Genomic DNA, 23,304 nt, shown 5'->3' with positions numbered 1-23,304 from the left:
CTATCGCAACCATGGCCAGATATTGTTTTAGCAGCCCTTGCTGGGACCTTAGACTTGGCTGCAACGCATTCACATGCCAAAGGAGTACGCACATGAGCGACACCAACGCCATCGGCCTGCATCAAGGCAGCGCCAGCCAGCTTGCGGAGAAGCTCAACCTTCTGCTGGCCAACTACCAGGTCTTCTACATGAACGTGCGCGGCTACCACTGGAACGTAAAGGGTCCGCAGTTCTTCGAGCTGCATGCCAAGTTCGAGGAGCTCTACACCGACCTGTTGACCAAGGTCGACGAAGTCGCCGAGCGCATCCTGACCCTGGGCCACAAGCCGGTACACGCCTACAGCGACTACGTCTCGATGGCCCAGATCCGCGAGGACAAGGACGTACACGACGGCGAAGCCTGCGTGCGCGGCGTGCTCGCGGGCTACCAAACCCTGATCGAGCTGCAGCGCGACCTGCTAGCCGCGGCCTCGGATGCCGATGACGAGGGCACCGCCGCCCAGACCGGCGACTACATCCGCGAGCAGGAGAAGACCGTCTGGATGCTCAACGCCTACCTGGGCTGAGCACCATCCTTCGGAGCCGGGCACCGTCCGGCTCCTCACACACATAGCGCCACACCCCGACATCCTGCGTGACGATTCGCAACACTCCCACCCTTGTCGTCGGCGCCATCCGCTACAACCCTTCAGGAGTACACAGACGCGACTCGCACCCATGCTGGCGGAGCCAGCGAACACTGCTTGCAAGGAGGTAGCACATGAGCGAGAAGCTGAAGGGTAAGACCGTCGCCATCCTGGCCACCGATGGCTTCGAGGAGTCGGAACTCACCGAGCCCAAGGCCGCGCTGGAGCGCGAGGGCGCCACGGTACACGTGATCGCGCCGGACAAGGATAGCATCCGCGCCTGGGCCAGCACGGACTGGGGTGCTTCCTATGACGTCGACCGTCGCCTGGAACAGGCCAATGCCGACGACTACGACGCGCTGGAGCTTCCGGGCGGCCTGTTCAACCCCGATGCCCTACGCCAGAATGAGCAGGCATTGGCGTTCACTCGCCGCTTCTTCGAGGCCCATAAACCGGTCGGCGCGATCTGCCACGGCCCTTGGATATTGATCAATGCCGGCGTCGCCAAGGGCCGCCGCATGACCTCCTACCCCTCGGTGGAGCAGGACTTGCGCAATGCCGGAGCCGAGTGGGTCGACCAGGAGGTCGTGGTCGACAGCGGCCTGGTCACCAGCCGCAAGCCCGACGATCTCGAGGCTTTCTGCAGCAAGCTCGTCGAAGAGATCGCCGAAGGCAAGCACAGCCGGCAGCACGCCTGATGCGTTGAGCCTTCGTTTTCCGCCGCTCGCCCTGGCGAGCGGCGTTCTCTCTTGGGCGTTCTCGGCGGGTCAGGCGCTCTGCGTCGCCGTGTCGTCGCTAGCCAAGTCCTCGACCAGCGCCCGCAGCAGTACCCAGAACTCTTCCACCGAACTCAGCTCCACCCGCTCGTCGGGCGAGTGGGCGCCGCGGATCGACGGGCCGAACGAGATCATCTCGAGCTGCGGATACTTGCCGGCCAGGATCCCGCACTCCAGCCCCGCGTGGATCACCTTGACCGCCGGCTCGCTACCCACATGCCGTCGATGCAGCCGCCGGAAGCGCGCCAGCAGCGCACTGTCGGGCGTCGGCGCCCAGCCGGGGTAGGCATTTTCGACCCGGGTGCGCGCTCCGATGAGGTCGAACAGGCCGCGGAAGCGATCGGCCATGTCGTTCACTGCGCTGTCACGCAGCGAGCGCACCAGGGCGCAGAGGTGGAAACGGCCTTCGTCGAGGCTCACCACGCCCAGGTTGTTGGAAGTCTCTACCACACCCGGCACCGTACTGCTCATGCGTTCCACGCCATAGGGCGCCACGTTGAGTGCCGCCAACAGCATGCTGCTGGCATGGGCATTGAGCGCCTGGACGGGCGCAGCCTCGAGCGGCGTCAAGGCCAGCGTCAGGTGCTCGTCGACCCCGGACAGCTCGGCACGCAGCTCCTGCTCCAGCGCTGCCACGCGGTTCTCGGCAGCGGTGACCTCGTCGGCGGGCAGCACCAGGGTGGCAAAGGCCTCGCGCGGGATGGCGTTGCGCAGGGTGCCGCCACGATAGCTGACCAGGCGGACATCGTAGGCCTCCAGCACCCTCAATACACGGACCAGCAGGCGGTTGGCATTGCCGCGACCGCGGTGAATGTCGATGCCGGAATGACCGCCCTTCAGGCCGGTCAAGGCCAGTTGTACGGCGACTTCGTCAGATCCCGGTTCGGCCGTGGGCAGTTGGGCCTCTACCACGATGTCGGCACCGCCGGCACAGCCGATGAACACTTCGCCGCGATCTTCCGAATCCAGGTTGAGCAGCACGCTCCCCTCGAGCCAGTTCTCCGCCAGCTGCAATGCGCCGCCCATCGAGCTTTCCTCCTCGAGGGTGAACAGCGCCTCCAAGGGCCCGTGAACCAGCTCCTCGTCCTCCAGTATCGCCAGCGCCGCCGCCACGCCAAGGCCGTTGTCGGCACCAAGCGTGGTGTGTCGGGCCCGCAGCCAGCCATCGTCCACGTGGGTCTCGATCGGGTCGCGGGTAAAGTCGTGGGGATGATCGGTATTCGCCTGGGCCACCATGTCGAGATGCCCCTGCAGGATGACGCCCGGGGCGCCCTCCTTGCCAGGCGTGGCCGGCTTGCGAATGCGCAGGTTGCCGAAGTCGTCGCGGTCGTGGGCAAGCCCGTGCCGCTCCGCCCAGCGCTCGAGAATGGCCACCAGTTCAGCCTCGTGCCCCGAAGGACGCGGCGTGTTGCACAGGGTACGGAAATGGCGCCACAGCGGCTGCGGCGCGAGTTGCTCGAGATGTTCGTTCATGATCGGTCTGCATGGGGATAACCGAGCTACCTTACCGGGCCGCTGGCCCCGGGAAAAGCCTGGTCAAGTCACGTGTCGTGGATACGGGCCACGACGTCGCGCAGCCGATCCATGACCTGGCGGCGCCCCTTGGCACCGGACTGGGCCGCGAGCCAGGCCATGTCTCGGCCCTGGAAGGCCCAGGCGGCCAGCCAGGCCAGCTCGCCCTCCCGCCGACCCGCCGCTGCCGCCCGCCGCACCAGCCCCTGCAGGGCAGGGCGTGCCAGGGCTGGCTCACGATGGCCATGGGCGACATCGGCGATATCGCGGCGCTCGGCATCGCTCAAGGGTGGAGGCTTCCCCTCGGCCAGCAGCGCCAGCGCCACCTCGGGGTCGAGGTCGGCAAGCTCGAAGGCCAGCAGGACGGGCAGCAGCCGTTGGAAGCGCTCGACCAGCGTCTCGGTCAGCGCTTCGCCCTTGAGGCCTAGCGGGGCGACGACCATCACGGCGTACTCCCCGGTGGAGGTCTCTCGCGACAATCCCAGACGCACGGCACGGAAGCCCAGCGCCTGCCAGAAGGCCAGCAGCCCCGGCTCGGCGCCGAAGCTGGCCCCCAACAGGTCGATACCGGCCTTCCGGGCGGTCTCACGCTCATGCTCCAGCAACCGCTGCCCCAGCCCCTCACGGCGGCGCTGCGGATTTACCGCAATGCGCTGCACACGACGCAGGCGGGCCATCAGCGCTTCCCGGGAACCGGCATGGGCGGCCAGCGACTGCGCCAGCAGATGACCTGGCAGGCGGCGTTCACCGCGGGCCACGCGTTCGGCCAGTTCGAGATCGAAGCCCCCCTCGTCGGCACACACCGCGACGGCCTGGGTATGGAGACGATCGGTCAGGGTCGTGATACTGAGCCCCGGCTCGTCGAGCAGTCGCTGCAGGTCGGCCGGCGTGGTGCGATAGTGCGCCTGCACCAGCAGGCCAAAAATCTCACGCAGGGCGGCCTCATCGGCAGCAAGCGTCGAGCGTTGCCAGCGCACCGTCTGCAGCGACGTCGCAGCTATGGAGGGAAGTGGGGTCATCGGCTCGGCATCGAGCAGCAACAGGTCGCCGACCAGGCGTTCGAGCGGGTCGCCTTCGGCCCAGCGCACCGGTGCCGCAAGATGGAATTCGCGCCAGTCGGGCGCCTCTCGCTCGAGGCGCTCGCGAAAGCGCAGGGCGAAACCGCGACCGGAGCCCTCGTAGCCATGCATGGTGGTAGCAAAGGCGATCCGCGGGAACGCCGCGAGCCACCGCCCCAGCATGGCGGCGGGAATGGCAGCGGCTTCGTCCACCAGCAGCCAGCTACCCCGGCCGCCAGCCTCGCCACGCTCGACTCGGAGGTCCAATTCATCGGGGGCAACGAACTCGACCCGCCCGCCCTGCACATCGACGAAGCGATTGGCTTGGCGCTGGCCATGTGGGCGCAGCGCCTCCAGGCGCTCGAACAGGGCTGCCACTGCCTGCGGACGCGGTGCCGTCACCCATATTTCCTCCTGGCCCGCCGCTATCAGCCGTGCACAGGCAATGCCGAGCGCTGCGGTCTTGCCACGGCCGCGGTCGGCGGTGAGCACCAGCGGGCGCCGCCGCCGGAGCCCGACCAGACGTTTTACCGCCTCGGCCTGATCACGTGTCAGGCAGTCTGCATCTCCACTGTCGCTGTCGGCTCCGGATGCGCAAACGGGCGACCCAGGTAGGATGGGTGGCTTCCCGGGAATCCAGCGCACCACATCGGTAGCCTGCGACAGCCGCCGCAGCAGGCGGGCCATGTAGCGGCTCGGCGCGGCATCAGGAGACGGAGTCAACAACACCAGCAGGCCGCCGGCACGCAGGGTGCCACTCAACGCACCGAAGGCATCTGCATCGAAGCCGGCCTCCGGCGAGGCGGCATCGAAAACGATCAGGTCGTGCTCGCCCCCCAGGCGCGTCCTGGCCTTGGCGGGTGGCAGCCAAGCCTCGTCGTATAGCGCCCCAGGCGACGTTGACGACACCCAGCAAGGCGTCAACCAATCATGCACCTGCCACAGGGCGATAGCCTGGTGTCGGGACGTCTCGGCAGCCCCGGCCAGCCATATCAGGCCACGCCAGCCGCCCACACCCATTTGGTCAGACCAATTTAATATTAGCTGTTCTGCCGATACACCCACGCGCCCTCCACTCGCGGCTTTGCTGCATCTGCCGCCTTAACAATTGGTAGCACTCCGATCGCCGAACGAATACATGAGCCTGCTAAATATAAGCAGAAAATCTCTTATTTAAGCGTCACGTTTCGAGAAAATCGCGACAATACACCCATTTCAATGCAAACTTCCCGCCCCTTCACGCTCGCCTTATGAATTGCCTTATTTGGTCTTACCAATTTTCCACAGTTGCTTTGGAAAGGGAGCCATGGCTAATTCGGCGCTGGAATAGGCCTTTCCTAGAACAATACCCGTCACAACAAGTGGAGTCGCGTCTATGCAAGCCTCAACTGGCCCTCAGCCGTCCGCACGCCTCAAGCTGGCCGGCACGACAGCCGCCGTGATCCTCGCCGGTGCCGCCCTGGCTGGCACCGCCAATGCCCAGGAGAGCGTGCGCTGGCAGGTCCCCATCGCCTTTCCCTCTCACCTGGTCGGCCTGAGCACACCGGTGGTGCACCTCTCCGAGACCCTGGGGGCGATATCCGGGGGCAACATCACCCTGCGCTACTATGAGCCGGGCGAGCTGATTCCGCCGTTCGAGATTCTCGATGCCGTTTCGGAGGGGCGCTATCCGGCAGGTTTCACCTGGATCGGCTACGACCAGGGCAGCATCCCGGTACTACCGCTGCTCTCGGGCCCTCCCTTCGGCATGGAACCACCCGCCTTCATGGCCTGGCACTACTTCGGCGATGGCGATGCCCTACTGCAGGAAGTGTACGAGCCCTACGGCGTGAAGGCGCTGCTGTGCGGTGTCATCGGTCCGGAGGCCGCCGGCTGGTTCGCCGAGCCGATGGAGTCACTCGAGCAGATCGACGGCCTGCGCATCCGCTTCGCCGGCATTGGCGGTCGAGTGATGGAAGAACTGGGTGCTTCGGTCACCATGCTGCCCGGTGGCGAACTCTATCAGGCCATGGAGCGCGGCACGATCGATGCCACCGAATTCTCCGCCCCGGCCGTCGACCGCATCCTGGGCATGCAGGAAATCGTACAAAACTACGTCATGCCGGGCTGGCACCAGACCTATACCACCTCGCACCTGCTGGTGAACCAGGAAATGTGGAACGACCTCTCCGACCTGAGCCGCGCCCAGATCGAGACCGGCTGCCGCTCCGCCACGCTGTTCGGCTTCTCCGAGAGCGAGTGGGAGAACCCCCAGGCGCTGGCCGATTTCGAGGCCGAGGGTGTGAATGCCCAGACGCTATCGCCGGAGATCCTCGCCGAGCTGGAGTCCGTCACCATGCGCGTGCTGGATGAGATGGCCGGTGAGGACGAACTCTTCGCCCGCGTGCTGGAAAGCCAGCGTGAATGGATGCAGGTCCACGGCAACTGGCACGCCAAGGGCTACCTGCCGCGCTCCTACTACGCACCCAACTCCAACTGATAAGCGCCGGTAAGTGAAGGCCGCTGGAGGCCAGCCTCCAGCGGCCGTCTTCCCGGCTTGCGGCAATATGAGGCTGCCCGATGACAACACCGCGTCCCGACCACTCTTCGGACAACCCTGAGGACTTCCAGCCGGAGCTGCCCACGAATCGCGTGAGCCATGTGCTTGACACGGCCATTGCGGTACTCGGCAAAGGGCTTTCCTGGCTCTGGCTGGCTACGCTCGTCGTTGTGCTGACCAATGTTTTCAGCCGCTTCATCCTGGGGCGGGGCTCGATTGCCCTGGAAGAGCTTTCGTGGCACTTCTTCGGCGCCACCATGATCCTCACTCTGGCCTATGCCGTGGTCACCGACGATCACGTTCGGGTCGACGTGCTACGTGAGAAGTTCTCGCTGCGCTTCCAGGCCTGGGTCGAACTGCTGGGTATCCTGCTGCTGGTGCTGCCCGTCCTCTATTTCATGATCGACGGCCTTACCGAGTACGCCTACCGCTCCTTCGAGCGGAGCGAGCGGTCCCAGGCCCCCAGCGGCCTGCCCTATCGCTTCATCATCAAGACCACACTGCCGATCGGCATGGCGCTGATTGCTCTCGCGCTGTCGTCCCGGGCGCTGCGCTGCTGCACCTTTCTCTTCGGTTTTCCCCGGCAGCTGCTCCTGCGGCGCCCGGTGGATCACCGCTAACGTGCCTTCGCGAGGATCGTCATGAGTCTCGAAGAAATTCTCGTCATCGGCATGTTTGCCGGTTTCATGGGCTTGCTGCTGATTGGCTTCCCCGTAGCCTGGGCACTGGCCGGCATCGGTTTCCTGTTCGCCGCCATCGGCCATGTACTGGTCGAATACATGGGGGCAAATCTCTGGTTTTCCTGGGGCGGCACCATCGGCGTTCTCGACAGACGCCTGTTTGGCATCGTCGCCAACGAGCTGATGGTGGCGCTGCCGCTGTTCATCTTCATGGGCATCATGCTCGATCGCTCGGGCATTGCCGAGCGCCTGATGAACTCACTGGTTCGCGTTCTGGGCGGGCTGCGCGGAGGTTATGCGGTCACGGTGGTCATCGTCGGCGTACTTCTGGCAGCCTCGACCGGCATCGTTGGTGCCTCGGTAGTACTGCTCGGCATGCTCTCTATCGGCCCGATGCTGCGGGCCAAGTACGACAAGTCACTGGCGGTGGGTACCGCCTGCTCGGTGGGCACCCTGGGCATACTGGTGCCACCGAGCATCATGCTGGTACTGATGGCCGACCGACTGGGCACCTCGGAAGCCTCGGTCGGCCGGCTATTCATGGGCGCGTTGATCCCCGGCGTGATGCTTGGAGTGATGTATATCGCCTACATCTTGATTGCCGCTTATATCAAGAAGGATCTCGCGCCGGCGCCGGAAAACCGACAACCGCTGAATATCCGTGCACTGTTTGAGGTGCTGGTCGCCGTACTGCCGCCCTTGGCGCTGATCGTGGCGGTGCTGGGCTCGATCTTCACCGGTTTTGCCACCACCACCGAAGCCTCCGCAGTGGGTGCGCTTGGAGCCATGCTGCTCGCGCTGTTCAATCGCCGCCTGAGCTTCGATATCGTTTCCAAGGCGCTGTATCAGACCACTCGCACCACCGCTTTCATCTTCGGCATCTTCATCGGTGCCACCGTTTTCGCCGTGGTGTTACGCGGGCTGGGCGGCGACGATGTCATCCGCGATGCGATCACCGGCCTGCCGTTCGGCCCTGCCGGTGTGGTACTGACGATCATGCTGGTGGTCTTCTTGCTCGGCTTCTTCCTCGACTGGGTGGAAATCACCTTGATCATCCTGCCGCTGGTCGCCCCGGTGGTCTTCAGTTTGGGTGTCGATCCGGTATGGTTCGCCATTCTCTTCGCCATCTGCCTGCAGACCTCGTTCCTGACCCCACCGGTGGGTTTTGCCCTGTTCTATATCAAGGGGGTCTGCCCGCCGGGGATCAGCACGCTCGATATCTACAAGGGCATCGCCCCATTCGTGGCCTTGCAATTGCTGGGGCTGTTCCTGGTGTTCTTCTACGAGCCACTGGCAACCTGGTTGCCCGCACAGGTCTACAGCGGGCGCTGAAGAACGGAACAGTGACGCGCCTGAGCCACTCAGGCGCGCTCCCGGCGACCCTGTCCGCCAAATCAGACTTTGGTCTATCACCCCCCTTCACCCCGTCCCCTCCCCGTCTTGCCAACATATTGGCACTTTGCCTTTCTATACAGGCACATCTATTTGTCCCATTCCTTAATTAAATATGGCTGATGGCCGGCACGACCGGCCTCGAACCGCTACCCTTGCCAAAGTGAGCTATCGATTCCGGAGATGCCAGCATGCTAGCTTGTCGATGTTTGCCGAACGGCTGAACCGGCGATCCCGGAAGGCCTCGGTCGCCCTCAGGCGCACCGCCTCGGCATGGCTCTTCTATTGCGGCAATACAACAAGACCCACAAGGGAGCACAACATGAAGATGAAACTCGCACTTTCCGGACTGGCTGCTGGCATCGCCCTGGCGGCCTTCACCTCCACCGCCCAGGCTCAGGAACGCTGGACCATGACCTCCACCTGGCCGGACAGCATCGATCTGATCCAAATCGATCGCCACTGGGTGGAGCTGGTCAACAAGCTGGCCGGCGACGAACTGCAGATCGAGTTCCGCGCCGGCGGTACCCTGATGCCCGGTACGGAAGTGTTCGACGCCACCGAAACCGGCAGCATCGAGGCTGCGGGCGACTGGCCCGGCTACTGGGCAGGACGCAGCTCGGCCTTCTCTCCCCTGGCCGCCACGCCCAGCCTGTTCAACGGGTTCGACTACCTGAACTGGATCCAACAGTGGGGCGGCTTCGAGCTCTATCAGGAGGTCTACGGCCAGTACGATATGATCTACCTGCCCTACGGCATCACCAACAACGAGTCCGGCTTCATGGGGCGCACCCCCATCGAGAGCCTGGCCGACCTGGACGGCAAGCGTCTGCGCCTTTCGGGCCGCGACCAGGGCCGAGTGCTCGAGCGCCTGGGCGGCTCCCAGGTCACGCTCTCGGGCGGCGAGATCTACCAGGCAGTGGAACGTGGCGTGGTCGACGGTGCCGAGTTCTCGACTCCCGGCGTCGATTACAATGCCGGCTTCGCCGAGGTGGTCGAGTACTGGGCGACGCCCGGTTGGCACCAGTCCGCCAGCGTGTTCGGCGTAATGATCAACAAGGACGCCTGGGACGCCCTCTCCGAAGAGACCCAGGAGAAGCTGAAGATCGCCGCCGATGCCACCCTGGCCTGGTCGCTGGCCTGGTCCGAGCGCCAGTCGACCGAGGGCACCGTCAAGTTCCAAGAAGCCGGCGTGGAGATCTCCACCTATGGCGAAGAGGACATGGCGCGTATCCAGGAAGTGACCAATGAAGTGATCGTGGAAGGCGCCTGCGAGGACCCCATGCACGCCAAGGTCTACCACTCCATGGTCAGCTACCTGCAGCACTATGCCAACTGGCGTGATGTCTCGGTGCCCTACAACATGAGCCGCAGCTTCGACAACCTGCCCGATCTCGAGGCCATCGAAGCCTGCCTGTAAGGCACTCCTCCCGTCGCCCCGGCCCCTCCCTGCGCCGGGGCGTTTCAGTCCTGAGGTCGGAGACTTGACCCATGAATGCGATTGCCAAGGCGATCGACACGCTCAACGAAGTGTTCGGGCGGGTCATCGCACCGCTGATCGCCGTCATCACCCTGGTGGTGCTCTACGACATCGCCCTGCGCCTGTTCACCGGGCGCCCCAGCGACTGGGCCTTCGATATCACCAAGATGCTGTTCGGCGCCCACTTCATGCTGATGGCCGCCTACGGCCTGCGCCATCATGCCCACGTCGAGGTCGACGTACTCAAGCGCCTGCTCTCGCGCAGGAAACAGGCCGTCATCGAGATCCTCGGCTACCTGATCTTCTTCGTGCCTTTCATCTGGATGCTGGTGACCCTGGGCTGGAGTTTCTTCATGCGCTCCTACAGCCGTGGTGAAACCACCTATGGCATCGTCTCGATTCCCATCTATCCGGTGAAGGGCGTGATCGTGCTGGCCGCGGTGCTGATCCTGCTCCAAGCCATCGCCATCGTGATTCGCGCCATCCAGCAGCTGCGGGAGGAAGCCGTATGAACCTCAGCCCCGAAGTGCTCACCCTGGTGATGTTCGGCGGCCTGCTGGTGGGCCTGTTCATGGGGCATCCGCTGGCCTTCGTACTGGGTGGCGTAGCCGTCATCGGCGCCTACCTGGGTCCGGGTGAGCGCGTGCTCGGCACCATCATCAATAATATCTTCGGCAACGCCATGGACAACTATGTCCTGGTGGCCATTCCGCTGTTCGTGCTGATGGCGCGCTTTCTCAATGACTCGGGGGTCACCGAGAAGATGTTCGCGGTGATGCGCCTGCTGTTGGCCAACCTGCGCGGCGGCCTGGCGCTCACTGTGGTCATCGTCTCGGTGATGCTGGCCGCCACCACCGGCATCGTCGGTGCATCCATCGCGGTGATGGGCATGATCGCGCTGGTGCCAATGCTCAAGCACGGCTACAACAAGGAGCTCAGCACCGGCGTGATCATGGCCAGCGGCTGCCTGGGCATCCTGATCCCACCGAGCATCATGCTGATCCTGATGGCGAGCTACTCGCCGGTCTCGGTGGGCGCACTGTTCGCCGGAGCCCTGATCCCGGGCCTGCTGCTGGGCGCCATGTACGCGCTCTACGTACTGGTGATCTGCTATCTCAAACCTTCCTACGGCCCACCGGTGTCCACCGCGGAGCGCGCCGAGACCTCGACCGCTCAGCTGCTGGTCATGCTGGCCAAGTACGTGCTGCCACCGATGGCCCTGATCCTGGGCGTGCTGGGCGCGCTGTTCACCGGGGTGGCCACCGCCACCGAGGCGTCGGCCATCGGCGTGGGCATCGCCTTCCTGCTGTTCCTGATCTTCGGTGACCGCAAGCTCACCACCTGTTTCAGGACACTGATCGATGCCAGCAAGACCACCACCATGGTGATGCTGGTGCTGGTCGGGGCCACCGCCTTCACCGGGGTGTTCTCCCGCGGCGGCGGCATGACGGTGATCAGCGAACTGGTCATGGCCATGCCCGGCGGTACCACCGGGGCGCTGATCCTGATGCTGTTCCTGGTCTTCATCCTGGGCATGTTCCTCGACTGGACCGGCATCGTGCTGCTGAGCTTTCCGATCATGCTGCCGATCGTCAACCAGATGGGGGTCGACGTGCTGTGGTTCGTGGTGATGGTGGCCGTGGTGCTGCAGACCTCGTTCCTCACCCCGCCGTTCGGCTACGCGCTGTTCTACCTCAAGGGCGTGGCGCCGAAAGGGGTCGAGATCATCGACCTCTACAAGGCGGTGATCCCCTTCTGTGCGCTGATCGTGCTGGCCTGCCTGCTGATGGCCTTCTTCCCAGTGCTGGTGACGGGCCTGCCGTCGCTCATGCTCGGCTACTAGGCTTCCCCCCGCTCGGCCTGAGCGCCCGTATCGCAGATACGGGCGCTTTTCTTGATGCCGGTCAGCTGACACGAGCTGCAGCCACACGCGGCAACTGATATCATTTCCAGCCGTTACCGCCTCGCATTACTGCGCTGCCGCGCCGGCCAGTGAAGGAGTTCCTGCTTGTTCCGATCCGCGACTACCGGCCTTTCCTCCCTGTCTCACCGCTTGAGCCCCTGGACACTGCTGATCCTGATCGTGGCACTCGTCGTCGCGCTGCCGGTCATCGTGGTACTGGCACATATCGTGATGCCGACACAGGGGGTCTGGCAGCATCTGGCCAGTACGGTACTGGGTCGCTATCTGGGCAACACCTTCTACCTTGCCGTCACGGTGGGGCTCGGCACTATGGTGATCGGCACCGGTACCGCCTGGCTGGTGGTGATGTGCCGCTTTCCGGGGCGGCGTATCTTCGAGTGGGCCCTGCTGCTGCCGCTGGCAGTCCCCACCTATGTGATCGCCTACGCCTATACCGACTTCCTGCAGTATGCCGGCCCCCTGCAGAGCTGGCTGCGCGAGATCTTCGACTGGGGTCGCGGCGATTACTACTTTCCCAACATTCGCTCCCTGGGCGGTGCCGCCACGCTGATTACGCTGGTGCTGTACCCCTATGTCTACCTGCTGGCTCGGGCCGCGTTCCTCGAGCAGTCGGTGTGCGTGCTCGACGTGGGCCGCACGCTGGGACGCGGCCCGTGGAACCTGTTCGCCACCGTGGCCGTGCCGCTGGCACGCCCGGCCATCGTCGGTGGCGTCTCGCTGGTGCTGATGGAAACCCTCAACGAATTCGGCGCGGTGCAGTTCTTCGGCGTCGATACCTTCACCACCGGTATCTATCGCACCTGGTTCGGCCTGGGCGAGCAGGTCGCCGCCGCCCAGCTCGCCGCCTGCCTGCTGCTGTTCGTCATCGCGCTGGTACTGCTGGAGCGCTGGTCGCGGGGCAAGCGCCAGTATTTCCATACCACTAACCGCTACCAGCAGCTGCCCGAGTATCGACTGCGCGGCTGGCGGGCCGCTGCGGCCTTCGCCGCCTGCGCCCTGCCGGTACTGATCGGGTTCCTGATTCCCAGCGGCCTGCTGAGCCAGATGGCCATCGCCAGTGGCGATGCGCTGTTTGGCACCCGCTTCCTCGACTTCGCCTGGAACAGCCTGTTGCTGGCCGTCATCGCCTCGGCGATCGCGGTGGGCCTGGCAGTCGTCCTCAGCTATGGGGTGCGCCTTGACGACAGTCCACTGACGCGCATCGCCACGCGGGTCGCCTCGATGGGCTATGCGATTCCCGGCTCGGTGATCGCGGTGGGTATCCTGATTCCCTTCGCCTGGCTCGACAATACCCTCAACACCTGGCTGCACGCCCACTACGGCAAGATCGTCGGACTGATCTTCAGCGGCTCGGCGTTCATCCTGGTGTACGCCTATGTGGTGCGCTTTCTGGCGGTGTCGTTCAATACCGTGGAGGCGAGTCTAGGCAAGGTGACGCCGAGCATGGACGCCGCCTCGCGTACCCTGGGCCAGTCGCCGGCCGGCACGCTCAAGCGCGTGCATACGCCGATCATGCGCGGCAGCCTGATCGCCGCCGGCATTCTGGTCTTCGTCGACGTCATGAAGGAGCTGCCGGCAACCATCATCCTGCGCCCCTTCAATTTCGACACCCTGGCGGTCAGGGCCTACAGCCTGGCATCGGACGAGCGCCTCGCCGAGGCCTCGACGGCGTCACTGGCCATCGTCGTCGTCGGCATCGTTCCGGTGGTGCTGCTGAGCATGGCCATGCGCCGCTCGCGCCCCGGCTCAGGCAGCCACTGAGGGAAAGACGAAGACCTGTGACAGGTCGAGGTGAATGTCCACTCGCTGCCCCTCGGCGGGCAGGAAGACGCCGGGCACCCTGGCATGCAGGTGGGCTTCGCTGCCATCTTCGCCGTGAGCGCAGATATGCAGCAGGCTGCTGCGCCCCAGCAGCTTGGCCATGACCACATGGCTGTAGCGGTGCTCCGGCGCCGGCTCGAAGTGCTCGGTGATGCGCAGCGCCTCGGGCCGGATCATCACCAGCGCCTGGCTCCCTTCGGGCAGCCAGCCAGCCTCTACCGGTCCTACCGGCGTCTGCACACGACCGCCCTGCACCACGCCGCTCAGCTCGTTCACTTCACCGAAGAATGCCACGACGAAAGGATCACAGGGCGCGCAGTAGAGCTCCCTCGGCGTTCCCATCTGCACGATGCGACCATCGCGCATCAGGGCGATGCGATCGGCCATGAACATCGCCTCTTCGGGGTCATGGGTCACCAGCAGGGTGGCGGCGCCGACCTTCTTGAGTACGTGCAGGGTATCGTCGCGGATGCGGTCTCGCAGCCGCGCATCGAGGCTGGAAAAGGGCTCGTCGAGCAGCATCAGCTGTGGAGCCGGCGCCAGGGCCCGGGCCAGCGCCACGCGCTGCTGCTGACCGCCGGAGAGCATGTGCGGATAGCTTTCGGCGTAAGCGGCCATACCCAGCTGCTCAAGCAGCGTCAGCGCTCGCTCGCGGCGCTGCCGCGGCGGCTCGCCCTTCAGGCCGAAGGTGACGTTCTCGATGACCGTGAGATGCGGGAACAGCGCCGAATCCTGGAAAGCCAGGCCGACGTTGCGCTTCTCCGGCGGCACGTGGCGCCCCTTGGGCACGGCGATCTCGCCGCCGTTGAGGGTCACACGGCCCTGCTGGAGTACCTCGAGCCCCGCCGCGATACGCAGCAGAGTGGTCTTGCCGCAACCCGATGGCCCCAGCAGGCAGACGACTTCTCCGGGCGCTACGTCGAGGTCGACACCACGCACGGCAGCCAGGCTGCCGAAAGTATGATGCACCCCCTCCATGGTCAGCGCGGAGGGCTGGCGGTAGGGAGCGTGTCCGACTTCCATTGGCTTCGATTGGCTAGTCATAGAGCAGGCGACATGATCCAGGGGGAAATGACAGCCTCCATCCTACCCGAAATGTCCAGCAAATACGTTTGAAATCAAATCGCATTTGCCAATTTTTTCGCATTTCCTTGCTTCCGGTCAGCTTCACCGCACCCCGCACGCATGGGCTTCCTGCGGCAGGCTTGACGGCTTGTACGCAAAACGCTTCAATAGCGCTTAACGTAATGCAACGTATTATCATTAGTTTTGCACCCCAACCCATCAGGCTCTCGAGGCATAAAAAACCATGACCCAGCGCAACCGTCTCATCGCCCCGCTCGCTGCCGTGCTCGCCGGTTCGGCCTTTGCCACCGCAGCAGCGGCCAATGAGGTCAACCTCTACTCGGCACGCCATTACGATGTCGACGAGCAGCTCTACCAGGCCTTTACCGATGAGACCGGGATCAAGGTCAACCTGCTCGAGGGCGACTCCGACCAGTTGATCGAGCGCATCCAGCGCGAGGGCGTGGCCAGCCCCGCCGACGTGATGATCACCGTCGATGCCGGCCGCCTGTGGCGTGCCGAAGAGGACGGCATCTTCCAGGGCATCGAATCCGACGTGCTCGCCGAGCGCCTGCCGGATGCCATGCGTCACCCTGAAGGCAAGTGGTTCGGCTTCAGCCAGCGTGTGCGGGCTATCTTCTTCAACCCGGAGAACGTCGACCCCAGCGAAATCACCTCCTATGAGGACCTGACCGACCCGCGCTGGGAAGGCGAGGTGTGCATCCGCTCCTCCAACAACATCTACAACCAGTCGCTGCTGGCCTCGATGATCGAGCACCACGGCGAGGAAGGCGCCGAGGAGTGGGCCCAGGGCATCGTCAACAACCTGGCGCGCCAGCCCGAGGGCGGCGACACCGATCAGATCAAGGCAGTGGCTGCGGGCGAGTGCGACCTGGCCGTGGCCAACCACTACTACTACGTGCGTCTGATCAACTCCGACGACGCCGCCGACCGCGAAGTGGCAGAGAAAGTCGGTATCCTGTTCCCCAACCAGGACGATCGCGGCATTCACGTCAACGTGGGTGGGGCAGGTGTCGTGGCGACCTCGCCGAATCGTGAGAATGCCATTCGCTTCCTCGAATTCCTGGCTTCCGACACCGCCCAGGAGATCTTCGCCGCCGGCAATTACGAGTACCCGGTGGTCGAGGGCGTGAAGATGGACGAGACCCTGGAGTCCTGGGGCGAGCTGAAGAAGGACGAGATCAACGTCAGCATCCTGGGCGAGAACAACCCGGAAGCTATCCGCATCTTCGATCGCGTCGGCTGGCGGTAAGACCTAGCCAGCAGCCCGAACCAAAAACGCCACCGCAGCCGCGGTGGCGTTTTTGATTGAACTAGCATGGGGAAGGAGAGAGCTGCGTCACGAGCGAGGGTCAGTGGGCTTCATCCCAGTTCATCCCACTCTCGGCCTCGACGATCAACGGCACGCTGAGTTCGGCGGCGGCCTGCATGCGTGCCTTCACCTCGCCGATGAACTCACCCACCTGCGCCTCGCCGACCTCGAACACCAGTTCGTCGTGGACCTGCATCACCATGCAGGCGTCGAAGCCGCTCTCCTGTAGCCAGCCGTCGACCTCGATCATGGCGCGCTTGATGATGTCCGCCGCGGTGCCCTGCATCGGCGCGTTGATCGCGGTGCGCTCGGCGGCCTGGCGCCGGGCGTGGTTCTGGGCGCGGATCTCGGGCAGGTAGAGCCGGCGGCCGAACACGGTCTCGACGAAGCCATCCTCGGCGGCCTGGGCGCGGATGCGGTCCATGTAGCGCGCCACCCCCGGGTAGCGGTCGAAGTAGCGGTCGATGTAGGTCTGCGCCTGGCTGCGGTCGATGTGCAGCTGTTTGCCCAGGCCCCAGGCGCTCATGCCATAGATCAGCCCGAAGTTGATCGCCTTGGCGCTGCGCCGCTGCTCGCCCGAGACTTTCTCCAGCGCCACCCCGAAGACCTCGGCGGCAGTGGCGGTGTGGATGTCGCGCCCTTCGGCGAAGGCCGAGAGCAGCCCTTCGTCTTCGGAGAGGTGCGCCATGATGCGCAACTCGATCTGCGAGTAGTCGGCAGCGACGATTCGGTAGCCGGGCCGGGCAATGAAGGCCTGGCGAATCTTGCGCCCCTCCTCGGTGCGGATCGGAATGTTCTGCAGGTTGGGGTCGGACGACGACAGCCGCCCGGTGGCGGCAACCGCCTGGTGGTAGCTGGTGTGCAGGCGACCGGTGCGCTTGTTGACCAGGCGCGGCAGCTTGTCGGTATAGGTCGACTTCAGCTTGGCCAGGCCGCGATGCTCCATGATCACCTTGGGTAGCGGGTAGTCCAGCGCCAGTTCCTCGAGCACCGCTTCGGCGGTGGAGGGTGCGCCCTTGGGTGTCTTCTTGAGCACCGGGATCTTCTGCTCGTCGAACAGGATCTCTCCCAACTGCTTGGGCGAGCCGAGGTTGAACTCACGCCCGGCCAGCTCGAAGGCGCGTGTCTCCAGTGCCTGGATGCGCCCTTCGAGCTCCTGGCTCTGGGCATGCAGGCGTGCGGCGTCGATCGCCACGCCGGTACGTTCGATGCGCGACAGCACCGGGATCAGCGGGCGCTCGATATGGTCGAGCACTTCGGCCAGGCGCCCTTCCGCCTCAATGCGCGGGCGCAGCTCGCAGTGCAGGCGCAGGGTGACGTCGACGTCCTCGCAGGCGTAGGGCACGGCCTGCTCGAAGTCGATCTGGTTGAAGGTGAGCTGCTTGGCGCCCTTGCCGGCGATCTCCTCGAAGCTCACCGTCTTCTGGCCGAGGTACTTGAGGGCCAGCGAATCCATGTCGTGGCGGGTCGCGGTGGAGTTGAGCACGTAGGATTCGAGCATGGTGTCGGTCAGCGGCCCGCGCACCTGGATGTCGTAGTTGGCCAGCACCGAGATGTCGTACTTGAGGTTCTGGCCGATCTTGCCGCGGCAGGGATCCTCCAGCAGCGGCTTGAGGGCGGCGAGCACCGCGGCCCGGTCGAGCTGGTCGGGCACGTCGAGGTAATCGTGGGCGAGCGGCACGTAGGCCGCCTCGCCGGGCTCCAGCGCCAGCCCCACGCCGACGATCTCGGCATCCATGTAGTTGAGGCTGTTGGTCTCGAGGTCGAAGCAGAAGGCCTCACAGGCATCGAGCCGGGCCAGCCACGCGTCGAGTTCCGCCTGGGTCAGGATCAGGTGGTTCTGGCACGCCGCCACGCTGGCGGGCGGCGCATCGGGATCGAGATTGCCTGCCGTCGCCGTGCCCGCCACCCCGGCCCCCCGCTCCACGTCGTCGACGCCTTCGTCCTTGCCCGCCAGCAGCTCGGAGAGCCAGGCCTTGAACTCGAGTTCGGTATAGAGCTGTTTGAGCGCTTCGCGGTCGGGATGGGCGATGTCGAGGTCGTCGAGGCCCACCGGCAGCTCGCAGTCGGTCTTGATGGTGGCCAGCTGGTAGGAGAGATAGGCCATCTCGCGATGCTCCTCGAGCTTGGCCGGCAGGGTCTTGGCGCCGCGGAAGTCGAGCGTCTTGACCTTGTCCAGATCGGCGTAGATGGCATCCAGCCCTCCGCCCACGCCCTGCAGCAGGCCAAGCGCGGTCTTCTCTCCCACCCCCGGCACCCCGGGAATGTTATCCACCTTGTCGCCCATCAGTGCCAGGAAGTCGATGATCAACTCAGGCGGCAGGCCGAACTTGGCCTTGACCCCCTCCACATCGAGGAACTCGTCCTTCATGGTGTTGACCAGCGTAATATGGCCATTGACCAGTTGCGCCATGTCCTTGTCGCCGGTGGAGATCACCGCGTCGCGGCCGGCCTCCGTGGCAAGCCGGGCCAAGGTACCGATGACGTCGTCGGCCTCGACCCCTTCGACGCACAGCAGCGGCAGCCCCAAGGCGCGAACGCAGGCGTAGAGCGGTTCCACCTGGCTGCGCAGGTCGTCGGGCATCGGCGGACGCTGGGCCTTGTACGCCTCGAACAGCTCGTCACGGAAGGTCTTGCCCTTGGCGTCGAAGACCACCGCCATGGGGCTGTCCGGATAATCCTTGATCAGCCGCTTGAGCATGTTGAGCACGCCCTTGATGGCACCGGTGGGCTGGCCGTTGGAAGTGGTCAGCGGCGGCAGGGCGTGAAAGGCACGGTAGAGGTAGGACGAACCGTCGACGAGAACGATGGGCGTGTCGGCCATGTATCGGGCATCCGTTGGGTCTGTGCAAGAAAATGTGATCCTGATCAGCCATGATACGCATTGCGCACCTCTTTTGCCGCCATCGTTGGGATCACGCTGTCCAACGTCATACACTGGAGTCAATCAGTGGCAGTGATCGTCGCATGCGCTCTTGGGAGGCCATCATGAACGTTTCTCGCCGTTTCCTGGCTGTAGCACTGCTTTCCCTCGGCCTCGGACTGGCGGCAGCCATGCCTGCCCTGGCCCAATCCTCTGCCGATGTCGAGCCCGACATCACCATTCGTCAGGAGGAGGATCGCACCATCCGCGAATACCGTGTCAACGGTCAGCTCTACGCCATCGAGATCCGCCCTAGCCGAGGCCCCAGCTACTTCCTGGTCGACCACGACGGCGACGGCAACTTCGAGCGCCAGGAGGGCGACAGGATCGCCGTGCCCCAGTGGGTGCTGGTTCGCTTCTAGCCGCCATGCCGGGCTCCATCCCAGGTGAATGCCGTAACGTGTCCAGCAGACGTGCATCGAGATGCCAAGACGCTACAATAGGCGGCTTGGCAACCTGGGCGAGAGACACATGGCCGTATTCACCCCATTGAGCGACGCACAGGTCGCGGAGTTTCTCGGGCGTTTCGACGTCGGCGAGCTGGTATCCCTGCAGGGGGTCGCCGGAGGCACCGAGAACACCACGTTCTTCGTCACCACCGACCGCCGCGAACTGGTGCTGACCCTGTTCGAGCAGGGCGAGCACGAGGAGCTGCCGTTCTTCGTCGACCTGCTCGACTACCTGGACGAGCATCGACTGCCAGTGGCAGGGCCAGTGCACGACCGCGAGGGTGTCGCCCTGCACAGTCTGGCCGGCAAGCCGTCGCTGCTGTTCCCGCGCCTGCCCGGCCGCCACCCCGTGGCGCCCAACCTGACACAGTGCCAGGCCCTGGGCGATGCGCTGGGCCGGATGCATGCGGTGTCCCAGCACTTTCCCGGCCATCGTCCCAATCCGCGCGACCTGAACTGGCTCGTGGCCATGCACCACAAGGTGCTGGGTTACCTCTCGCCCGAGGATCAGGCCCTGATGAAGGACGAGGTGGAGGTCTATCAGGGCGTGCTCGGTGCCGCTCCCGAACTGCCCCATGGCGCGCTGCACGGGGATCTGTTCCGCGACAATACCCTGTTCGAGGGCGACCGCCTCGGCGGCCTCATCGATTTCTACAACGGCTGCACCGGTGATCTGCTGTTCGACCTGGCCATCGTCATCAACGACTGGGCCTCGGGCCCCGAGGGGCGACTGGACCGTGAACGCCACGATACTATCCTGAAGGCCTACCAGGCTCGCCGCCCCCTTACCGCCACCGAGCGCGAGGTATGGCCGACGATGCTGCGCATGACGGCACTCCGCTACTGGCTGTCGCGTCTGCTGGTGGTCTATGTGGACCCACCGGCCCACGACCTGACGCCCCACGACCCGGCGCAGTTCCATACCATTCTCACGGCACGCCTGAAACATGGCGCCCTGCCCCTGCCCGAAGCGAGCAACACATGAGCCTATCCATGGGAGCTGCCTCCGGCCCCGCCCAACGGGCGCGCCGTACCTGGAACATCGACCAGTGGGGCAGCGGTTATTTCGACGTCGACGACAGCGGCCACGCCCTGGTGCGCCCGCTTGGCAGCGAAGCCGAAGGTCCTGCCTTGCCGCTGGCCCCGCTAGTGGACCAGTTGCGCGAGGCCGGCCTGCGCCTGCCGGTACTGGTACGCTTCAGCGATATCCTGCACGACCGCGTCGAGCAGCTGTGCGAGGCCTTCGACCTGGCCATGAACGAGGAGGAGTACGCCGGCGGCTATACCGCCGTCTACCCGATCAAGGTCAACCAACAGCGCCGCGTGGTAGAGGAAATCCTGGCTACCCGTGAGCGCGGCCATGGCCGGGTCGGCCTCGAGGCCGGCAGCAAGCCGGAGCTGCTGGCCGTGCTGGCACTCTCCGCCGACGGCCCGTCGCTGATCGTGTGCAATGGCTACAAGGACCGCGAGTACATTCGCCTGGCATTGATGGGCGAAAAGCTCGGCCATCGGGTCTACCTGGTAGTGGAGAAATTCTCCGAGCTGCCGCTGATCCTGGAAGAGGCCGAACGCCTTGGCGTCACCCCGCGCATCGGCCTGCGTGCGCGCCTGGCCTCGGTGGGCATGGGCAAGTGGCAGGACACCGGCGGCGAAAAGTCCAAATTCGGCCTTACCGCGGCGCAGATGCTGGCCGTGGTGGAGCGCCTGCGCGAGGCCGATTCGCTGGCCAGCCTGCAGTTGGTGCACTTCCACCTGGGCTCGCAGATCGCCAATATCCGCGACATTCAGTTTGGCCTGCGTGAGTGCGCGCGTTTCTACCAGAGCCTGCTGGCGCTGGGCGCGCCGATCGACACCGTCGACGTTGGCGGCGGCCTGGGGATCGACTACGAAGGCACGCGTTCGCGCAGCTTCTGCTCGATCAACTACTCCATGCGCGAGTACGCCCGCAACGTGGTCAGCGCCTTCGCCCAGGCCTGTACCGAGGCGGAGATCCCACACCCCCACCTGATCAGCGAGTCAGGCCGCGCCCTCACCGCCCACCACGCGGTGCTGATCGCCAACGTGATCGGCGAGGAGCGGGTCAACGACGAGGCGCCCGAACGCCTGGCCGAGGACGATCCGCAGTTGGACGAACTGTGGCGGGTTCACGATCTGCTGGGTAACTCGGTGGAGCCGCGCGAGCTGGTGGAAGCCTGGCATGACCTGTTGCAGGCGATGAGCGAGCTGCACGACCGCTTCATCATGGGACTGGCCGACATCACCGTGCGCGCCGAGGCCGAAGGCGTTTACTTTGCCGCCTGTGCGCGGCTGCGCGAGCGGCTCAACAGCCGCAACCGCGCCCACCGCGAGATCATCGACGAACTCGCCGAGAAGCTCGCCGACAAGCTGTTCGTCAACTTCTCGCTGTTCCAGTCGGTGCCCGACGTGTGGGGCATCGACCAGATCTTCCCGGTGCTGCCGCTGACCGGGCTCAACCGCGAGCCCACCCGCCGCGGCGTGATTCAGGACATCACCTGCGACAGCGATGGTCGCATCGACGGCTATGTCGACGGTCAGGGCGTGGAAACCACCCTGCCGCTCCCGGAATGGCATGAAGACGAGGAGCGCCTGCTGGGCTTCTTCCTGGTCGGTGCCTACCAGGAGATTCTCGGCGACCTGCATAATCTGTTCGGCGACACCGATTCCGTCGATGCCGCTCTGGACGAGAACGGCGAGTGGGTGCTCAGTCACGCCCAGCAGGGCGACCGGGTCTCCGACGTACTGGCCTACGTCAACTTCGATGCCACGGTGCTGCGTGACCGGCTCGCCGGCCAGTTGGCCGACAGCGGCCTGTCCGCCGAAGAACAGGCCCACTTCCTCGACGACCTCTCGGCCGGCCTGCAAGGTTATACCTACCTCGAGTGAGGCGCAGGCCACGAGGCATACGACACGACGCCTCCGCGGCCAAGCCGCGGAGGCGTCGTGTGTTCGGACCCGTATGAGATCAGGGCAAGGGGTTACTCGACGACCTGGGCCGTGACCTCGAGGCCGCCGGTAAGGGTCAGGCGCAGCTTGGCGCCACGCGGCAGCTCGCCGACGCCCTCGGGCGTGCCGGTGATGACCACGTCGCCAGGTTCGAGGGTGAAATGGCGGCTCATTTCCGCCACCAGGGTGGGCACGGGAAACAGCATGTCGGAACCCTCGCCGTGCTGGCGCAGCTCGCCATCGATCTCGAGTTCGAAGGTCAGCGCGTTCCAGTTTGGCACCCGGCTCAACGGCAGAAAATCGCTCAGCGGGCAGGCGCCGTCGAACGACTTGGCAATTTCCCAGGGGTGACCTTTCTCTTTCAGGCGGGTCTGCACGTCGCGCAGGGTCAGGTCGAGCGCCAGGCCAATGCCGACAATGGCTCGCTCGGCCTCGTCGGAGGTGGCATGGGTCAGCTGCTCGCCGATCAGCAGGGCCAGCTCCGTCTCATAGTGCACTTCGCCGCGCGAGAAGGGCGGGTCGAGGGGCTCGTCGAGGCGAACTGCACTGGTGGCCGGCTTGATGAACAGCAGCGGCTCGGTGGGTATCGGGTTGTCCAGCTCCTTGGCATGGTCTGCATAATTGCGGCCTATGCAAACGATCTTGCCCAGCGAATGGGGAAACTCCTGGCCATCGGTGAAACGGGTGACAAAGCGCATGGCGGGTCTTCTCCTTCTCGTTATGCGTGCCGCTTCTCAACGACAAGCCTCACAGTCTACCGCA

General features: G+C 64.8%; 18 protein-coding genes. 13 read left to right on the top strand and 5 right to left on the bottom strand.

Features of this window, described 5'->3' with window-relative positions; all coding sequences use genetic code 11:
- Positions 1-92 precede the first annotated feature (92 nt).
- On the top strand, positions 93-566 hold the full coding sequence (locus ACUY1T_RS15830; RefSeq protein WP_446024419.1) for a Dps family protein: 474 nt from the start codon (positions 93-95) through the stop codon (positions 564-566).
- A 194-nt stretch (positions 567-760) separates the two neighbouring features.
- Entirely contained in the window at positions 761-1,324 is a 564-nt protein-coding gene (locus tag ACUY1T_RS15825; protein ID WP_446024417.1) for a type 1 glutamine amidotransferase domain-containing protein, read from the top strand.
- Between the two features lie 69 nt (positions 1,325-1,393).
- Here the strand turns inward: ACUY1T_RS15825 and ACUY1T_RS15820 are convergent, their stop codons facing one another.
- Both ACUY1T_RS15820 and ACUY1T_RS15815 read right to left on the bottom strand, forming a co-directional pair.
- Positions 1,394-2,875, bottom strand: coding sequence for an aminoacyl-histidine dipeptidase (locus ACUY1T_RS15820; protein WP_446024415.1), 1,482 nt, complete (start codon positions 2,873-2,875; stop codon positions 1,394-1,396).
- A gap of 68 nt (positions 2,876-2,943) precedes the next feature.
- On the bottom strand, positions 2,944-4,992 hold the full coding sequence (locus ACUY1T_RS15815) for a tRNA(Met) cytidine acetyltransferase TmcA (protein ID WP_446024413.1): 2,049 nt from the start codon (positions 4,990-4,992) through the stop codon (positions 2,944-2,946).
- Positions 4,993-5,347: 355 nt separating this feature from the next.
- On the opposite strand from ACUY1T_RS15815, the gene ACUY1T_RS15810 reads away from it, so the two are divergent.
- The 7 genes from ACUY1T_RS15810 to ACUY1T_RS15780 all read left to right on the top strand — a co-directional run bounded on the left by ACUY1T_RS15810 (position 5,348) and on the right by ACUY1T_RS15780 (position 13,748).
- Positions 5,348-6,451 carry a TRAP transporter substrate-binding protein gene (locus ACUY1T_RS15810; RefSeq protein WP_446024411.1) on the top strand — a complete coding sequence of 368 codons (1,104 nt, stop codon included), beginning with the start codon at positions 5,348-5,350 and terminating at the stop codon, positions 6,449-6,451.
- Between the two features lie 80 nt (positions 6,452-6,531).
- Entirely contained in the window at positions 6,532-7,131 is a 600-nt protein-coding gene (locus ACUY1T_RS15805; protein ID WP_446024409.1) for a TRAP transporter small permease subunit, read from the top strand.
- A gap of 21 nt (positions 7,132-7,152) precedes the next feature.
- Positions 7,153-8,523 carry a TRAP transporter large permease gene (locus ACUY1T_RS15800; protein ID WP_446024407.1) on the top strand — a complete coding sequence of 457 codons (1,371 nt, stop codon included), beginning with the start codon at positions 7,153-7,155 and terminating at the stop codon, positions 8,521-8,523.
- A gap of 382 nt (positions 8,524-8,905) precedes the next feature.
- Entirely contained in the window at positions 8,906-10,003 is a 1,098-nt protein-coding gene (dctP, locus tag ACUY1T_RS15795; RefSeq protein WP_446024405.1) for a TRAP transporter substrate-binding protein DctP, read from the top strand.
- A 71-nt stretch (positions 10,004-10,074) separates the two neighbouring features.
- Complete coding sequence (locus tag ACUY1T_RS15790) at positions 10,075-10,575, top strand: TRAP transporter small permease subunit (RefSeq protein WP_446024403.1); 501 nt, start codon at positions 10,075-10,077, stop codon at positions 10,573-10,575.
- On the top strand, positions 10,572-11,906 hold the full coding sequence (locus tag ACUY1T_RS15785) for a TRAP transporter large permease (RefSeq protein ID WP_446024401.1): 1,335 nt from the start codon (positions 10,572-10,574) through the stop codon (positions 11,904-11,906). Before ACUY1T_RS15790 ends, ACUY1T_RS15785 begins: the two co-directional genes overlap by 4 nt.
- Positions 11,907-12,071: 165 nt before the next feature.
- Positions 12,072-13,748, top strand: coding sequence for an ABC transporter permease (locus tag ACUY1T_RS15780; RefSeq protein WP_446024399.1), 1,677 nt, complete (start codon positions 12,072-12,074; stop codon positions 13,746-13,748).
- On the opposite strand, the gene ACUY1T_RS15775 is transcribed toward ACUY1T_RS15780, so the two are convergent.
- A complete protein-coding gene (locus ACUY1T_RS15775) occupies positions 13,734-14,831 on the bottom strand; it encodes an ABC transporter ATP-binding protein (RefSeq protein ID WP_446024397.1) in 1,098 nt (365 codons plus the stop codon). The genes ACUY1T_RS15780 and ACUY1T_RS15775 overlap by 15 nt on opposite strands.
- 286 nt (positions 14,832-15,117) lie before the next feature.
- Between ACUY1T_RS15775 and ACUY1T_RS15770 the strand changes: the two genes are divergently transcribed.
- Positions 15,118-16,146 (top strand): Fe(3+) ABC transporter substrate-binding protein, encoded by a 1,029-nt coding sequence (locus ACUY1T_RS15770; RefSeq protein WP_446024395.1) that lies wholly within the window; start codon positions 15,118-15,120, stop codon positions 16,144-16,146.
- Between the two features lie 100 nt (positions 16,147-16,246).
- Here the strand turns inward: ACUY1T_RS15770 and polA are convergent, their stop codons facing one another.
- On the bottom strand, positions 16,247-19,030 hold the full coding sequence (polA, locus tag ACUY1T_RS15765) for a DNA polymerase I (RefSeq protein ID WP_446024393.1): 2,784 nt from the start codon (positions 19,028-19,030) through the stop codon (positions 16,247-16,249).
- 164 nt (positions 19,031-19,194) lie between these two features.
- Between polA and ACUY1T_RS15760 the strand changes: the two genes are divergently transcribed.
- From ACUY1T_RS15760 to speA, 3 genes are all read left to right on the top strand, one after another.
- Entirely contained in the window at positions 19,195-19,491 is a 297-nt protein-coding gene (locus ACUY1T_RS15760; protein WP_446024391.1) for a DUF2782 domain-containing protein, read from the top strand.
- Between the two features lie 109 nt (positions 19,492-19,600).
- Positions 19,601-20,563 (top strand): homoserine kinase, encoded by a 963-nt coding sequence (locus ACUY1T_RS15755; protein ID WP_446024389.1) that lies wholly within the window; start codon positions 19,601-19,603, stop codon positions 20,561-20,563.
- Positions 20,560-22,482 (top strand): biosynthetic arginine decarboxylase, encoded by a 1,923-nt coding sequence (gene speA / locus ACUY1T_RS15750; protein ID WP_446024387.1) that lies wholly within the window; start codon positions 20,560-20,562, stop codon positions 22,480-22,482. Before ACUY1T_RS15755 ends, speA begins: the two co-directional genes overlap by 4 nt.
- A gap of 92 nt (positions 22,483-22,574) precedes the next feature.
- Here the strand turns inward: speA and ACUY1T_RS15745 are convergent, their stop codons facing one another.
- Positions 22,575-23,240 carry a fumarylacetoacetate hydrolase family protein gene (locus ACUY1T_RS15745; protein ID WP_446024385.1) on the bottom strand — a complete coding sequence of 222 codons (666 nt, stop codon included), beginning with the start codon at positions 23,238-23,240 and terminating at the stop codon, positions 22,575-22,577.
- Between the last annotated feature and the right edge of the window lie 64 nt (positions 23,241-23,304).

The organism is Billgrantia sp. Q4P2, from assembly GCF_052806135.1.
This window is presented reverse-complemented; position numbering and strand designations above follow the sequence as displayed.